Origin of the sequence: Lelliottia sp. F153, from assembly GCF_002870005.1 — a bacterium.
GTDB classification, from domain to species: Bacteria; Pseudomonadota; Gammaproteobacteria; order Enterobacterales; family Enterobacteriaceae; genus Enterobacter; species Enterobacter nimipressuralis.
This window is the reverse complement of the sequence record NZ_PKFT01000009.1, coordinates 59,066-74,253: the sequence shown is the minus strand read 5'-3', so window position 1 is coordinate 74,253 and position 15,188 is coordinate 59,066. Positions and strand designations below refer to the sequence as shown.

10 protein-coding genes are annotated in these 15,188 nt (G+C 58.2%); 5 read left to right on the top strand and 5 right to left on the bottom strand.

The window, feature by feature from the left end:
- Positions 1–10: 10 nt before the first annotated feature.
- Genes F153LOC_RS17810 through F153LOC_RS17800 form a run of 3 tightly spaced genes read right to left on the bottom strand, consistent with a single transcriptional unit; the run spans position 11 to position 10,255 of the window.
- Complete coding sequence (locus F153LOC_RS17810) at positions 11–8,035, bottom strand: hemagglutinin repeat-containing protein (protein ID WP_102105396.1); 8,025 nt, start codon at positions 8,033–8,035, stop codon at positions 11–13.
- Entirely contained in the window at positions 8,028–8,576 is a 549-nt protein-coding gene (locus tag F153LOC_RS17805) for a toxin-activating lysine-acyltransferase (RefSeq protein ID WP_100779216.1), read from the bottom strand. The genes F153LOC_RS17810 and F153LOC_RS17805 overlap by 8 nt, the downstream gene beginning before the upstream one ends.
- On the bottom strand, positions 8,576–10,255 hold the full coding sequence (locus tag F153LOC_RS17800) for a ShlB/FhaC/HecB family hemolysin secretion/activation protein (protein WP_102105395.1): 1,680 nt from the start codon (positions 10,253–10,255) through the stop codon (positions 8,576–8,578). The genes F153LOC_RS17805 and F153LOC_RS17800 overlap by 1 nt, the downstream gene beginning before the upstream one ends.
- A gap of 419 nt (positions 10,256–10,674) precedes the next feature.
- Between F153LOC_RS17800 and F153LOC_RS17795 the strand changes: the two genes are divergently transcribed.
- The 4 genes from F153LOC_RS17795 to F153LOC_RS17780 all read left to right on the top strand — a co-directional run bounded on the left by F153LOC_RS17795 (position 10,675) and on the right by F153LOC_RS17780 (position 13,525).
- Entirely contained in the window at positions 10,675–11,187 is a 513-nt protein-coding gene (locus tag F153LOC_RS17795; RefSeq protein WP_233210372.1) for a hypothetical protein, read from the top strand.
- Between the two features lie 9 nt (positions 11,188–11,196).
- Positions 11,197–11,646 carry a DUF421 domain-containing protein gene (locus tag F153LOC_RS17790; protein ID WP_102105394.1) on the top strand — a complete coding sequence of 150 codons (450 nt, stop codon included), beginning with the start codon at positions 11,197–11,199 and terminating at the stop codon, positions 11,644–11,646.
- A 100-nt stretch (positions 11,647–11,746) separates the two neighbouring features.
- Complete coding sequence (locus F153LOC_RS17785; protein WP_102105393.1) at positions 11,747–12,928, top strand: PLP-dependent aminotransferase family protein; 1,182 nt, start codon at positions 11,747–11,749, stop codon at positions 12,926–12,928.
- 78 nt (positions 12,929–13,006) lie between these two features.
- A complete protein-coding gene (locus F153LOC_RS17780; RefSeq protein WP_102105392.1) occupies positions 13,007–13,525 on the top strand; it encodes a DUF6622 family protein in 519 nt (172 codons plus the stop codon).
- On the opposite strand, the gene F153LOC_RS17775 is transcribed toward F153LOC_RS17780, so the two are convergent.
- Complete coding sequence (locus F153LOC_RS17775) at positions 13,526–13,945, bottom strand: nuclear transport factor 2 family protein (RefSeq protein ID WP_102105391.1); 420 nt, start codon at positions 13,943–13,945, stop codon at positions 13,526–13,528.
- Between the two features lie 97 nt (positions 13,946–14,042).
- On the opposite strand from F153LOC_RS17775, the gene F153LOC_RS17770 reads away from it, so the two are divergent.
- Positions 14,043–14,777 (top strand): helix-turn-helix domain-containing protein, encoded by a 735-nt coding sequence (locus F153LOC_RS17770; protein WP_233210371.1) that lies wholly within the window; start codon positions 14,043–14,045, stop codon positions 14,775–14,777.
- Here F153LOC_RS17770 and nudI read toward each other — a convergent pair.
- The gene (gene nudI, locus F153LOC_RS17765) at positions 14,749–15,174 is read right to left on the bottom strand and encodes a nucleoside triphosphatase NudI (protein WP_100779222.1); all 426 of its coding nucleotides are present in this window, start codon (positions 15,172–15,174) and stop codon (positions 14,749–14,751) included. The two genes, F153LOC_RS17770 and nudI, sit on opposite strands and share 29 nt — an antisense overlap.
- Between the last annotated feature and the right edge of the window lie 14 nt (positions 15,175–15,188).

Genomic DNA, 15,188 nt, shown 5'->3' with positions numbered 1-15,188 from the left:
TGTTTTAACCTCATTTGGATGCATTAAAGATAAAGTCCAGCAACTCAGGTGAAACCATTTCGGACATGGCGAAAGGCGTGGCCAGAGGAATCGCGACAACGGTCCAGGTATTTGCCGCGGTTTCCGTTAACGGGCTACGCCCGCGGGAAGTATTCCCTTCGCTGTCATAAAAACCAGGCACTTGACCGCCGATATAATCATGCGTACCGGCATAAGACTCGACGATGGTGTCACCAATATCCCCCCAGAATGTGCCCGGCTTGTATTCGCCGAAGGGAACCAATAATCCTCCGGTTCCCTGGAATCCACCCGTAGGCCCAAAGAGGCTTGCCGCTTCAGGGCTTTTTTTCAGGAAAGCATCGATGGTCGGATATTCGGCATTGCCTTTATAAATGACCCTGCCATTTTCATCACGCAGAAGCACTTTTCCCGCGTCATCAGCCGTCGAGCAGCGTTCATTGGCTGTACCACAGATCACGTCCAGACCAACCCTGACACCGCCAGCTTTAATGCCATCATAGAGACCATTGCTCTCGCCTGAAACGTTGCTGTAGGACTTTTCAGTGTCTGCTATACCCTCGAAGATCAGGGAGTTTTTGATGGTCTCTTCACGCATTTTTGTGGCGGCCAGTGCCAGCGTGCCCTGAGTGATGGCGGTATCCGGCGATCCGGCGACGATCCCCACCAGGGTTTGCAGGAAGCGTCGCTGATATTGCAGTTTATAGACTGCGGTCAGCGCCTCTTGTTGCTTCGCTTTATCGCCCGAATCTATAGCCTGTTTCAACGCAGCTTGTGCCGTTGCCTGCTGCGCGTCGAGCAGTTGCCCAATCTGATTATTCGCATTTTCTTTGAAATCACGCGTCACGCGCACCTGCAAATTCAGCTCTTTAAACACGTCGTCTTTATCGAAGTTATTCTCAAGGCGACCGGAGTTCGCCGCCGCCGTTTCGGTGGTGATGTCCGTTTTAATGCCGTCGATCGGCTGTGTTTGCCCGTCAGGGCGGGTAATTGTGACATTCTCGGTGTTGATCCCGCTACGGGTGACGGAGCTGTCGCTGCCGCTGTCATGCCCAATCCCAAAGCTCGTGCTCTTGTTGAGGGAGGCATAGCCCTGCGCCGGGACATAAGAACCATCGTCGGTGCGCACGGTTTTGCTGCTTTGCGGTGTGGCGTTATCGCCCAGCCCAAAATCGGTATTCATGCTGGTGGCTCCCCCGACGGCAAACCCGTTGCCTTCGTACTCCGAGCTGTTATGAATATCGCTCCAGCTTAGCGTGCCGGTGCTGAACTGGTTATTTCCCGCCAGCTCCGCGCTCTCGCTGGAGGTGATCAGGCCACCCTTAAGGTCCGTGTGATCCTTCACGTTGATCTGATAGCCATCGGCCCCCGCGAACACGCCGGACTGCTCCTGCACCGAGGCGTAGTCGGCATTGACCTTCGACTGCCCGTAATTGCCTGATGCCGCAAAGCCGAAGCCCACCGTGACCTGTCCCCCGGCATTCATCTGCTTACCGTCGTATTTCATGGTGTCCTGCAGGCTTTCGATATTCAGGTTGTCGGCGGTGATATCCACCCCTTTGCCCAGCAGCTGGCCGCCACGCAGGGTGGTGGTGCCGCCGCTGATAATCTGGGTCTGACCGTCCATATCACCGACATGGCTGTTGCGCCAGGAGACCTCATCGCCGTTGCCGTGGCCTTTGCCGACGTTCGCGCCAGCGGTGACGCCAAACGAGGCTCCGCCCTGGCCGTAGCTCACTGCCACACCCGCATTCCAGCCGGTGGACTGGTTATCGTCCCGCTCGTGACGCTCCTGTTTTGCCGCCACAATATTAACGTCGTTGTCGGCAAAGAGGGTGGTGCCTTGTTTGCCGCTGACATCGGAGCCAACGATATTGATATTCGACTGTTCGCCGCCGGTTGCCACCACCACCGCCTGTTTACCGGCGTTAACGGTGCTTGCCAGCGCGCTGGTGCTGTTGACCTCTTCCGTATTGGTCTGCTTGCTTTGGCCATAGGTGAGCGACACGCTCACGTTCTGCGCCACGGCCTGCGCGCCGTTCGCCATCAGCCCCTGCGCGGTGTTCATCATCGCGCTGGCAGCACGGGCGCTGTCCCATGCTGCGTTGGCGGCAGCCAGCATGTTGATGCGGTCATCATTGCTTTTGCCCACGTCCTGCGCGGTTTCCAGCGCGCCGCGAGCCGCCATCACCACCGGCACGTTAACGGCCAGGGTAAAGCCTTTTTGCTCGACGGTCCGTTTGTACTGTGACGCATAGGTGTCCTGCGCCGCCTCGATGGTGACGTTTTTCCCCTGAATGGCGACGTTGCCGTTAGGGGAGGAGACCGAGCTGCCGGTCTGACGGTAGTCGTTGCCTGCCAGCATCACCGTATCGCCCTGCAGACTGCCCACCATCGCCCCCTGGCCCGCCAGCGCCTGGCTTGCCTGATCGGTGGTCTCTTTATGGGAGCCGACGGTAAAGCCAATCCCACCGGAGCTTAACAGCCCCGATTTTTTCTCCTGCCTGAGATGCGTCTGGTCATTGCGTCCGCCCATGCTGGTGAGGGTCAGATCGTTACCGGCTTTAAGCGCAACGTTTCCGCTGCCGACGACGCTACTTCCCGCGACCGTCAGATCATTTCCGGCGATGACTTGCACGGTATTGGCGCTCAGTTCACTGCCCTGAACGGTCTGTTTGTCCACCGTGTCGCGGGTCGTGGTGGTGGTTTTCGACATCCAGCCGTTGCCGCCCACCACTTTATGCCGCTCGTCGAGCTGGCTTTCGTTGAGCACGCCTTCGATGTTGATATCGCGTGCTGCACCGAGCGCCAGCGCCCCGTCGGATTTAACCGAGGCTCCGCGCGCGTTGATGTCATTTCCCGCCGCCAGCGTCACGCCGCCGGTACCGCTGATGCTGCTACCGGTCTGATCGACGCTGCGCTGGTTGAGGGTGTTGTCTGCATCCCAGATCAGGCTATCGCTGCGGGCGGTGGTGACCGTGTTGAGATTCAGATCCCGCCCGGCCACCAGCTGCGCTTTGCCGTTCTCGCCGCTGGCGATCACCTGCGCGCCTGTCAGGGTAATATCGCGCCCGGACTGCAGCGCCAGTTTGCCGTCATCGTCCTGAACGTAGATACCGGATACGCTGTCGATGGTGGTGCGCGTAAAGCGGTTTTCACCGTTAACACTCTCTGCGCTGTTCACGGTACTGGTGACGTTGATATCCCGGCCCGCCGTGGCCTGCAGGCTGCTGCCGCCCACGATGGCCCCGCCAATGTTGTTGATATCCGTACGGGCGTTGAGGTTAACGTCTGCCGCCTGCAGGGTGCCGGTCTGGTTGGTGATGTTATTCGCATCTAGCTGAAGCACTTTGCGTCCGGCAATGGTACCGCTGTTAAACAGATCGCCATTGAGCTTCATCGATACGTTGTTACCGGCAATCAGCGCGCCAGAGCCGTCAATATCGCCCTGTTTCACTTTGGCGTAGACCTGCGGCACCAGCACGTTTTGCATTGAGCCGTCCGGCATTTTCACCCGGGTATTCACCAGCCAGACGATATCGCCCGTGAGGAGCGCCATCTGTTCTGGCGTCAGCGCCACGCCGAGCTTCAGCGAGTACTGTTTCCCGAAGGTGATCCCTTTATCCATCAGGGATTTAAACTGCTCTTCGTCGTTGCTAAACCCGTCCAGATAGCGCTGGCCGGTGATGCCAATCACCTGTTCGCGCACCAGACGCTGCTCGTAATACCCATCGCCCAGGCGCTTCAGGGTGTTATCGCTGTCGCCGGTTAAGGCGTTTTGCATATAGTCGCTGCCGAGCCACTGCTTTTCGTTAGTGAAGCGCGGATCTGTTTCCACCAGATAAGGCACGTCCGATGACGGATTGACCTTAAACAGGCTGTTATCCGGCAGGGTAGTGTTTGGACCGATAATGCGAATGGCACCGTCGGCAGGCGTCACTTCAAACTGCTGACCCGCCGGTGGCGTGACCGGCTCGCCGGGGGATACGGTCTGCTGCGGCGACGCGCTGACGCCTCCCGCCTGGCCGATCGCCGTATCCGTGCCCTGCAATACCAGCGGCGTGATGCTCAGGTTACTGCCCTCGACGCTGCCGTTACTCACCAGTTGGCCTGGCTTTAAGGCAATGCTCTGGATCGCGGTCGGCGGGGTGTAGAGAGTGCTGCGACGCCCCTGTTCATCGTCACCTTTGTGGCGGATGCGGTAGTAATGCGTCACGTAACCCGCGTCGGTGGTGTGCCGTTCGCCCGCGACATCGTCGTTGAGCACCGTGCCCATGGCGTCGGTCGAGAGTGTTCCGCCTGCAACGACCTGGCTCTTATCGTTAAACAGCCGATCGCCCGTCAGCGTCATGTTGCCCCCCGAGAGAATTTTCGCCGGATCGCTCTGTTTGATGCGGGTCTCTTCGATAGTGCGGGTGTAGTTATACTCGTTGAAATCGTCGTGCCCGTGGCCGCTCAGCTCCGGCGTATTGAGGTTGCGCAGGCCGTCTGAGGAGTTGCCATCTATCCAGACACCCTCATCGCCGGCTTTCCAGCGGTTGGCGGAGCCTGAGTGCTGGTACTCGGTTAACGGCTCCTGAGAAACCAGCACGATCTCGGTCGCGAAATCGTCATTGATGTTGTTGATCTGCCCGGCGGCGAGCGACATATCCCCGGCGGACTCAATGGTGGCGCTGTGGTTATTGATCGCTGCCGCGCGTCCGATCGCGGCGCCGCTCTCGTTCAGCGCGCCGCCGACCCACAGGGTGCCGGCGCTGTAGATCAGGGCGTGCGCCTGGTTGTTGAGGGTCTGCACGCCGAGGTCCACGCGCTCGCGTCCGGCAAGCGTTGCCGCCGTACCGTTTTCCGCCAGATTGTTAAAGGTGATAGCGTTAACGCCCACCGCGTCGCCATAGAGACGCCCGGTGCCGATATTATTCAGCGTTTCGGCATTAATGCGGGTGTGGATGCCATCGATCAGGCCGTAGTTCACCAGCATGCCGGTGGTGGTCAGGGTATTGGTGCCGGCGTTGATTTCACCGCTGGCGCTATTGGTGAGACTGGCGCTCTGCACGTTGAGCGCGCTGCCCGCCAGCAGTTTCCCGCTGTTGCTCAGAGCGCCCGGAGTTGTGAAGGTGAGATTGCCGTTAGCGATGACCGCGCCGCTGTTGTTCAGGCCGTTTTCGCTGCTCAGATCCATATTCCCGAGCGAGAGCAACTGGCCGCTGCCGTCGATAGTTTGCGCATGCAGATTCAGCGTCTGACCCGCTTTCGCCGTTCCCCCCTGGTTGATGAGGTTCAGCCCGCTACCGGCAATATCCAGCAAGCCGGATGACGCCAGCGCGCCGGAACTGTTGTCCAGCGTACCGGTATTACGAATGGTCAGGGTCGTGTCGGCCAGCAGGCTGCCGTTCTGGTTGGCGATCGCGTCGGTGTTCAGCGTCACCTGTTGGCCTTCAAGGCCCTGGTTTTCAGCCAGCGTGTTCTGATTGACGAAGGTGATCGCATTTAGCGTCACGCTCTGCCCGCCGCGAATCAAACCGGAGACGTTATCCACCACGCCGCGCGCGCTGTCGATCAGCAGATCGCCCACCGACTGGATCTGCCCGCCGCTATTTTGCAGGTTATCCGAGTGCAGCGCAGTGGTGGATTCGCCAATCACGCGCCCGCCGCTGCGGTTGTCCATCTGGAGGGTGGCGATGTCTGCCGCACCTTTCGCCGCCAGCGTGCCCGCCTGGTTATCGAGCGTACCGGCGGAGAGATCCAGCGATCCCAGGCTGTTGAGCGTCCCGCTGTTATTACTCAGGCTGGCCGTGGTGATCTGAACGCCCTCTCCCTGCAACAGTCCGGCCTGATTGAGTAACTGGCTGGCAGGGGCGAGCGTCAGGCTTTCACCTGCCGCCAGCTGCCCGCCAGCGTTGTTGAGCGTTTCGCCGCTGAAGGCGAGGCTTTTCCCGGCGAAAGTCTCGCCGTGGCTGTTATCCAGCACTCCGCCGGTGAGCGTCATCGCATCGACGGCTTTTATCGCTCCGCCCTGATTCACCAGCGTGTTAAAGCGGGCGGTGACACTCTGGTTAGAACCGATCTGACCGCTGCGGTTATCCATGTCACTGCCGTCCAGCGTTAAGGCGCCCTGACTGGCGAGAAAACCGTTCTGATTATCCAGCGCGCCGCTGGTGACGCTGAGCGCGCCGTGGGAGAGCAGAGCGCCGGACTGGTTGTTCAGGCTGCCGTCGTTCAGCGCGATTGTCGCGCCATCGGCCACAATCACCCCCTGCTGGTTATCGACACCGGCGGCGTCGATGTGCTGGCTTTTCGCCGCTTCAATGCGCCCTCCGGCGTTGCGAAGCGTCTGCGCGCTGTGGATCTCACCGTCGCCAGCGGCGGCGGAGATAAGCCCCCGCTCGTTATTCAGGGAGCCGGTATCGATGCGGGTTTTCCCCGCCACAGCAATCACCTGGCCGCCCGTGTTGTTCAGCGATTGCGCGTTTAGCGACACACCCTGCGTTGCGGCGATCTGCCCCTGCTGGTTATCGATCTCGCCCTTGAGATCCATCGCCAGCGCGTTTTTCCCGCTCTGAATCACTTTTCCCTGTTGGTTGGAGAGGTCATGCGCACTGAGATTAACCGTCTCGGCGCTGAGGGAACCGCCGCTGTTGTTAAGGCGTTTTCCGGCCCGGGCCGTGAGTTCATTGGCACTGACCTGCGCGCTGGCGGTGGTGAGATCGCCTGCGCCGCCGTCGAGCAACACGCGTTTGCCCTGGGTCTGGCTGCTGCTGATATCTACCCCCTGACCAGAGACGCTGATATCGCCGCCTGCCAGCGTCTGGCCGTGGGCGTTCAGTTGACCGTTGCTGCTCAGGGTTAAATTCCCTGCGCTCGCCAGTTTGCCGTCGTTTTTCACCCCGGAGGCCAGCACGCTGTTTTTCTCACTGGTGAGCGTGGCGGCTTTCACCTGAGCGTTATTTCCCGCCGTGAGCGCGCCTCGGTTAGCGAATTCGCTAGCGGTCTGCACCGTTACGTTTTCACTGCCCCGAATGACGCCGCTGTTTTCGATGCGCCCGTCGGCGGTGAGGGTCACGCTACCGGCCTGGGCACCCATCGCCCCGGCGTTACGCACGCCGACCCCTTTTTCCGTCCCGACCATGCGGATTTTACCGGCATACATCCCGCCGAGACTGGCGACATCCACCGCCAGCTGCGGTCGCGTGGCGATGTCATCGGCGCCTTTTTCAATGCGTTCATGCGCGGCATCGACGTTGTTGCGCCCGGTGGTGACTTTCAGATCCTTGGCCCACAGCCCGGCATTCACTTTGACCGAGCGGGCGATGATATCGGTGTAATCCGCGCCGGAGGTGTCCATCCCGGCACCGTCCACCACCACTTCACCGCGTTCCACGTTATACCCGGTGAGATTGCCGTTGGTCATCTGCGCCTGGCCGGTGGTGAGTGTCGCGCGGTTGGCGTTGATAAAACCGCATCCGCTACAGGTAATACCCGACGGGTTGGCGATCACCACCTGCGCTTTTTTCCCTGCGACTTCAATCATGCCGTTCAGTTTGCTCGGGTCGCGGGAGCTGACTTCGTTCAGAATCACTTTCGCTTCGCCCTTGGCGAGCCACGGGTTGCCCGACACCATGCCGCCCAGCTGCGTCTGGGTATTTTTATGCGAGTTATTGAGGATTGCGCCTTTCTGGCTGACGTCAAACTGGGTGTAGTTATTGCGCGACACCCCGGCTTTGGAAGGGGTCTGGATATTCACCTGCGGCGTGCCGTTGGCGCTGCTGATCACCGTCGGCTGCTGGTTTTTTGGCGCCCCCGCGTTGGCCACAATGTTGGCCTGCGCCGTCTGTATCGCACCCATTGCCAGCCAGAGACTCAGACTCATGGCACTGATTTTACCGATAAGCTGGCTGTGGGTATGGCCGATCCCGGCGGCACGCGTGGTCCCGGCGCGACCCGAACGGGCAATATCCGCCACCACCATCAGCATGCCACGCGCTTTGTTGAAGACGATACGATACAGATTCTTATTCATGGGTCGTTCCTTTAAACGCTTGCGGCAGCGGGGCGGCGAGCGGGTGGTTCAGTTGCCAGCGTTGTGCGGCTTCTCGGGTGACGTGTTTGCCGTGGAACATCACGACGCGCTTACCGCGCTCGGCACCACGGTGATACAGCGCCCGCCAGCAGTGTTCGGCAAAGAGGTCGTGGCGAATCAAGGTTTGCATGGCACGGGTATGGCCGAAGGGGGCAATCCAGTCGCAAAACCAGATGCGGTCGCCGCTATCCCAGTCCTCTTCTTTCATCTCAATGGACGGACGCGTGAGGAAGCGGGCTTCTGCCTCTTCGTTCAGCCACGCCCAGCTAAGAAAGAACACCGGGCGTTCGTTCTCCACCACCAGCACGTACTGCTGGCGTTTGATGATGGGCAGCAGGAGCGTCGGCAGGGCATGCAGCGGCGCATCCCGATGCATGGGCGAGTGCATCCACAGCCAGACGGTGGCCCCCAACACTTCGGCTTCGTTTTGTTCACCCCCGAGGAGCAGCGGGGCTTTGATATCCAGATTGCCTATGCGCATTACCAGCTCCAGTTGAGGTTGAACCCCAGGGTGAGGGAACTGGTGTGGAACCCGTCAGGTTTTGAGAATGGCGTGCCTGCAAACAGGTCATAACCGGTGTTGAAGGCACTTCCGCGCAGGCCCACAACGCCCCCGGCCAGATGTTTGCCGATCAACGGGTCTGAGCTGTAGCCGCCGACTTCACCGTAGTCGGCACCCAGGTAAAGCTCCTGATTGGGCAGCGGCGTGCTCCAGCCCAGATCGTTACGCACATACCAACCGTGGCTGGCGTTCAGGGTGCGCTCACCGTCAAAGCCTCGCACCGTCCAGCGGTTGCCGATGGCAAATTGATCCTGCGGTGTCAGCGGTGTGTTGCTTATCTGGCGCAGGTACTGAACGTTGTAACGGAAGTGCTGCGAGCCAATTTCAAACGGTAAATCGAGCTGAGCGTTGAGCTGGAGGATTTTGCTGAGTGCCGTGGCCTCGCCAAACGCCTCCTCGGGTGCCGGCTGAGCGCCGAACCAGCGGGTGCCGCGCTGATAGCTCACCCCCGCATCCACGCTGGCCTGGCCGATATAGTGGCGGTGCTGTAACCCCAGACGCCAGCCCGCCGTCTGCCTGCGCTGGACGCCCACTTCCGTGTCATCCACATAGTTACGCGTTTCTCGCGCCAGCACATCTGCCGTCAGGGTCGTTTTCTGCGAACCGCTGCGGTGCAGCACGCGGCTGAGCTGTACGTCCAGGTTTTTGCTTTTACCGCTGTAGCGGTAATCCTGATTCTGGCCTGCAACGGTCTGGTGATAATCGTAATCACTGCCGGTCACGCCTAGCGTCCAGTAGCCAAACGGCACAGAATAGTGGCCGGTGTAGTTCTTACTGCCTTTGCCGCCGTGATCGTTGAGGTCGTGGCTGGCGGAGACGTACAGCAGATCGCTGAGTGAGAAAGGATTATCCAGCGACAGCGTCACGCCGCCCTGATAGCGCCCGGTGGTCTCGGTGCCCGCGTCATCCAATGACAAGCCCAGCCGCCACATTTTTGACTGCTTGCGGGTGATCACCACGTCGCTTTCGCCGGGCTGTTCGCCGGGAACAATTTCCATGCTGGCTTCTACGGTCGGCAAGCGCTGAAGGTTCTCCAGCCCCTGTTCGATATCGCGCAGATCCAGCAGGTTGCCCTCGTGCGCCGGGAAGCTGGTGTAGAGCTGAATATAATCGTCGCTGTCCTCCGTGAGCCGGACGTGGCGGATATAGCCCGGTACAATTGCCAGCTTCAGCGTGCCGCTCTTAAGATCCTGCGTGGGCGCCAGCACGCGGGTAGTGATCCAGCCGTGGTCGACGAGGCGGTTTTGCATCGTGCTCATGAGCAGGTTGATACCTTTTCCGCCCAGACAACGGCCCTGCGCCTGGTCGGCAATTCGCTGCAGCGGTAGCCAGCGGGGAAGCGCGTCCTGCCCGGTGAGGCTCACATTGCGAATGGGAAAGCAGGGCGTTTCGACAGGAAAGGCGATTTTGCCAAAGCTGGATGACGGCTCGGAGAGACGCACATCGGGCACGGGCGGAGTGAGTTGCTGTTCCAGCGCTTTCTGACGTTGCTGCTGAATAATAAATTGATTATCCGGCTCGGCGGCCTGAGCAGGAAGCAGGAAAGACAACCCTGCGGCGGTTGATATTATTATGGCGAATTGGGATCGGGCTATCATCGGACATTCCGTGCTGTGTAAGCAAAATGGATGCAATGTGAATTTGTGTAAGATTGTTTAAATATTGAAGAGTGAATAAAAGGGGGATTAATCCTAAAGGACGGGATATACCGGTGTGCGTTATCCCTAATTCTGGTAGGTGAGTCTGCGCGCAGGAATAAAAAGGATTGAGAAGAACGATATCGCTATATACCCCTGGTCACGTTAAGTGAAATAAATCCCTTTATTCTGAATGCCTGCGACACACATAGCGGGCAGGCAAAAGAGATAAATGCAGGCTGACCTCCCGAAACGGCGGATCTGACTTACTATTAAGGCAGATTTCCGTGCGTTCTTCCGGCATAGAAGACGAGGGTGCCGAGTATTAGGCTTAATACTCAATGGCCTATAAAAGAGAGGTGAAACGGTTGAGGTGATAAATGTCGAGTCTGAAAGACGAACAAGAGGCATTGCCTGGCGTGAAGGAAAATCGTTTTGCCCTCACCCTGGAGGCGCGATTTCGCCAGGTGGGATTTGCGGTTTTATTACTTATTTTACTGCTGGCGCTGGGCGGTTTCTTTTCTACGGGATATTTCAGTTCGGCAGAAAAAACAAATAATAACCAGACATTACACCTTTATTACGAGCGTTTTGGGCGTCTGCAAACAGAATTTAAACTCAGGGCAACAGTCCCCCCATCAAATACCGGACACTATATTTTTCGTTTCGACGGCGATGTCAGGGATAATTTCCAGCCCGGCACCCTCTCGCCCCAGCCCGATCGGATGTACAGCCAGGGAAAAGCCCTCGTCCTGGTTTACAACACAATCAAAAGTCAGCGTGATTTCTCTGTGACCCTGTACCTCACGCCCACGACGCCCGGAAAAGCGGTGAACCGGATCACCGTTAACGATGAGCCGGAAATCGCTTTCTGGCAGTTTATTTATCCCTAGGAGCGCAATATGGAGATGGTCTTTCGGGCACTGGCGATCTACCTGATTTTGCTGGTGGTGTTTAAAGTGGCGGGGCGTCGGGCGTTATTGCAGATGACCAGCTTTGATCTGATCTTATTGCTGATTATCAGCGAAGCCACACAGCAGGCGCTGTTGGGGAATGATTTTTCGGTGACCGGCGCGATGATCACCATCGTGACGCTGGTGGTGGTGGATATTCTCTTTGGCCTGATGAAGAAAACCTTTGCCGGGGCGGAGGACGTGCTCGATGGCTCCCCGGTGATCCTGGTGGAAAATGGGATGCCCCTGACGGATAAGCTGCGGAAAGTGGATGTCTCCTGCGATGATATTCTGGTTGCAGCGCGGCAGAACCAGGGCATCACTGAGTTCAGCAAAATCAAATACGCTATTCTGGAGCGCAACGGTCACATTTCAATCATTCCGCAAGAGCGTGATTAATCCGGGCAAAAAAGCAGTAAATGTGATGATCACTGCCCCGCAGATGTGTTACTAACACCATGTAGTCACTAAAAAAACAGAAAAACAGGGTATCGACAGTATGTCTAAAAACAAACTCGCCAGCAGCGTGCAGAGCCTGCAATCCTCCGCCATCCGTGAATTATTAAAACACAGCAAAATGCCGGGTGTGATCTCCCTCGGCGGCGGCATTCCCAATCCCGATCTTTTCGATCACGAAGGGTTACAGATTGCGGCAGATGCCGTGTTATCCCGCCATTTTGGTGAAGCATTCCAGTACGGTCTGAGTGAAGGCTATCCGGGACTGCGCGACGCGATCGGGCAGATCTGCGCCGACCGTGGAATCGCCTGTCAGGCCGATGACGTGGTGGTCACCTCCGGCTCCCAGCAGTCGCTGGATATTCTGGCCCGCGCGCTGATCAATCCCGGCGATACCGTGGTCGTGGAGCGTCCGACCTATCTCGCCGCGCTGCAGGTCTTTAGTCTGGCGCAGGCTCAACTTGAATCTGTCGGCACCGATGGGGAAGGGATGAAAGTTGATGAACTGGAAGCCCTGGTCAGCCGCAAAACCATCAAAGCCGTCTACATCGTGCCGACGTTTGGCAACCCAGGCGGCGTGACGCTCTCCGAAAACCGCCGCAAACAGCTGGTCGAGCTATCAAAACGCTATGATTTCGTGATTATCGAAGACGACCCCTACAGCGAAATTAACTACACCTCAGACGTGTTCCGCCCGCTGATGGCTCATGCCAAAGCGATAGGCAACGAAGATAACGTCGTCTATACCTCGACGTTCTCCAAAATCCTCGCACCCGGCACGCGCGTCGGCTGGCTGGTGGTGCCTGAGTGGCTGAAACGGGCGGTGGTGAATCTCAAGCAAACCACTGATTTGCATACCAGCACTTTGTCGCAGCTGATGACTTACGAGTATCTGCAAACCGGGCGTCTGGCCGGGCAGATTGCGCTGATTCGCGATGCCTATCGCCAGAAATATCAGACCTTTGCGAATGAGCTGGAAAAAGAGCTGGGTGATGTGCTGACCTTCCATAAACCGAAGGGCGGGATGTTCCTGTGGGCGAAATTCAGCAACGGTCTCAATACCACCGAATGGCTGGCGAAGACGCTGGCGAACGGCGTGGTGTTCGTGCCCGGTGAGTTCTTCTATTGCAGCGAACCCGACCGCGCGACGCTGCGCATGTCGTTTGTCACGGCCACGGATGAGCAGCTGAAAGAGGCGGTTCGCCGCCTGAAAATTTCGCTCTGAACAGCCTTACGCATGATGGCGTAGCCGCTGTCATGCGTAATAATTACCCGGTGCGAAATATCACTGACGGTAAAACCCATGACTGAATTCCTCACCGGTGTGGTTACCCATACGCCCGTCTGGGTGTGGGTGCTGTTTGTCTTTCTCATCACTCGCGGCATCAAAGCACGCAAACCCGCCATCGTGACGCTGGAAAAGCTCGCGATTATCCCCGCCATTTTTCTTTTCTGGGATATCTACGATCTGGTGGTGTTCCGCAAACTCACCGTCGCCAGCAGCGCCCTGTGGATCGCCGGATTGCTGGCAGGCGCCGCGCTGGGCTATTTGCTCATCAAACAGACGGCGGTAACGCGCGCGGAACCTCCGCGCAGTCTGTACCGGCAGGCCGACTACTCGGCGCTGCCGCTGATGATGCTGGCGTTTGGCGTGAAATATGTGCTGGGGGTGATGACTGCCGTCTCCCCCGCCACGCTGCAGCAGCCCGGAATGAGCGCATTTGCGATTATCTCCGGCGGCGTTTTTGCGGGCGTGTTTGTCGGAAAATTTACCCGCTATGTGCGCGTGTATCTCTTCACTTCACAGCAGCAAGTGAGTTAACTACGACGTCGCGCTGGCAAGGGATTTGTCGGCGTGGTCGCCCTTTATCACTCGGGTCACTTCATCTATCCGCCAGATTTTCCCCTCGCGCAGGCGGGCAAACAGGTACACCTCAATTTCTGACGTTTGTCCGTCCGTTTTGCTTACGGTGACGATATGGCGGTCTGCCAGCAGATGCGGCGTGCAGCATGCCTGCTCGACCCTGAAGGTGATCCCGTTAGTTTGCGTGCGGACGTGATCTAAGTGCCGTACAAATTCAGCGAAATTGAGTGCGTTACCGTCCGTATGCTGCTGGTAGTCATTTGAGAAAATCGCTGCCGGAGCCAGCGTTCCTGAAAAAAGATCGGTTAACAGTCGTTGGGTGAGGGCGCGGCAGGACGGTTCGTCAGAGGCAGCCTGCAGGTCAGTAATAAGGGACATTGTTATGCTCCTTTGAAGGGTTGAGAGCACATTATCCTTGACAGAATCTGGCGTAGTTTCTGTAATCAGGCAATCAATAACGATTTTCGGCCAAACTATGTTGATAACCGCTGAACCTCTTCGCCATCCATCGGGCTATCGAACCGACTGGCATGCTCATGCCACCGGCCAGCTCTGCCGTATGACGTCGGGCCTGCTGATTATCGACACCGAAAAAGGGCGCTGGGTGGTGCCGCGAGAGCATATCGGCTGGATCCCGCCGGGGTTGCGTCATGCCGCGCTGTCGGAAAGCGCCATCGAGGGCCAGTCTCTGTATCTGGATTCAGCCGGTTGTTCAGCCCTGCCCGAGCAACCGGCAGTCTTTGAACCGGAAAAGCTGTGCGAGGCGCTGTTCCTGCGGCTGTGTCAGGCGGGCGAGGGGGCAGATCCGCAGATGATCTCCATGCTCACCCGCGAGCTGGCTCAATCCCGGCAGGATCGCTTTTGGCTGCCGATGCCCGCTCACCCGCGTTTACTGAAAATCGCGCGTACGCTGCTAAACGCCGTGGACGATGTACTCCCGGTGGAAGAGTATGCACGTCAGTCCGGGATGAGCGTGCGCACATTTCACCGGCAGTTCAGCGCCGCAACGGGCATGAATTTTGTGAACTGGCGGCAGCTGGCCCGCGTGATCAGGGCGATGGAGTGGCTGGAGGAGGGAAAACCCGTGGGATGGATTGCGCTGTCGTGCGGCTACAACAGCGTCAGCGCATTCATTGAGGTCTTTCGCACCTACACCGGCAAAACGCCGGGACAGTGGGGGGTTACAACAACCCCTTCTGCGCAAACGTAAAACGGGTAGCTTCGTTGAGATCCAGCGTTTTTAAGGCCTCCGGCTGCACCCACGCGATCTCCTGAAACTCTTCGTTAAAGGTCACATCGCGGTTGGCGCTGACGCAGTCGAAGATAAGGTAAATCATATAGATCTCTTCGGTGCTGCCGTCGGCATAGGTTTTCACCCGGATATCATCGCGAAACGCCCAGGGTTTGACGGCGGTGATCTCAAGCGCATCGCCCAGCTCTTCGCGAATTTCGCGCCGCAGCGCCTGCTCCATGGTTTCACCCGGTTCCATACCGCCGCCCGACAGCGCCCACTGGCCGGGAAACACACCGCGATCCGCCGCCATTTTGCACAGCAGATAAGCCCCGTCATTCTGGATAATCGGACAAACAATCGTTCTCTGGCGCATGTTCACTCCCTGAA

What these genes read in the sequence shown, in the direction of transcription:
- F153LOC_RS17810 (WP_102105396.1), bottom strand. Translation starts at nt 8,035, where the DNA reads ATGAATAAGAATCTGTATCGTATCGTCTTCAACAAAGCGCGTGGCATG.
- F153LOC_RS17805 (WP_100779216.1), bottom strand. Translation starts at nt 8,576, where the DNA reads ATGCGCATAGGCAATCTGGATATCAAAGCCCCGCTGCTCCTCGGGGGT.
- F153LOC_RS17800 (WP_102105395.1), bottom strand. Translation starts at nt 10,255, where the DNA reads ATGATAGCCCGATCCCAATTCGCCATAATAATATCAACCGCCGCAGGG.
- F153LOC_RS17795 (WP_233210372.1), top strand. Translation starts at nt 10,675, where the DNA reads ATGTCGAGTCTGAAAGACGAACAAGAGGCATTGCCTGGCGTGAAGGAA.
- F153LOC_RS17790 (WP_102105394.1), top strand. Translation starts at nt 11,197, where the DNA reads ATGGAGATGGTCTTTCGGGCACTGGCGATCTACCTGATTTTGCTGGTG.
- F153LOC_RS17785 (WP_102105393.1), top strand. Translation starts at nt 11,747, where the DNA reads ATGTCTAAAAACAAACTCGCCAGCAGCGTGCAGAGCCTGCAATCCTCC.
- F153LOC_RS17780 (WP_102105392.1), top strand. Translation starts at nt 13,007, where the DNA reads ATGACTGAATTCCTCACCGGTGTGGTTACCCATACGCCCGTCTGGGTG.
- F153LOC_RS17775 (WP_102105391.1), bottom strand. Translation starts at nt 13,945, where the DNA reads ATGTCCCTTATTACTGACCTGCAGGCTGCCTCTGACGAACCGTCCTGC.
- F153LOC_RS17770 (WP_233210371.1), top strand. Translation starts at nt 14,043, where the DNA reads ATGTTGATAACCGCTGAACCTCTTCGCCATCCATCGGGCTATCGAACC.
- nudI (WP_100779222.1), bottom strand. Translation starts at nt 15,174, where the DNA reads ATGCGCCAGAGAACGATTGTTTGTCCGATTATCCAGAATGACGGGGCT.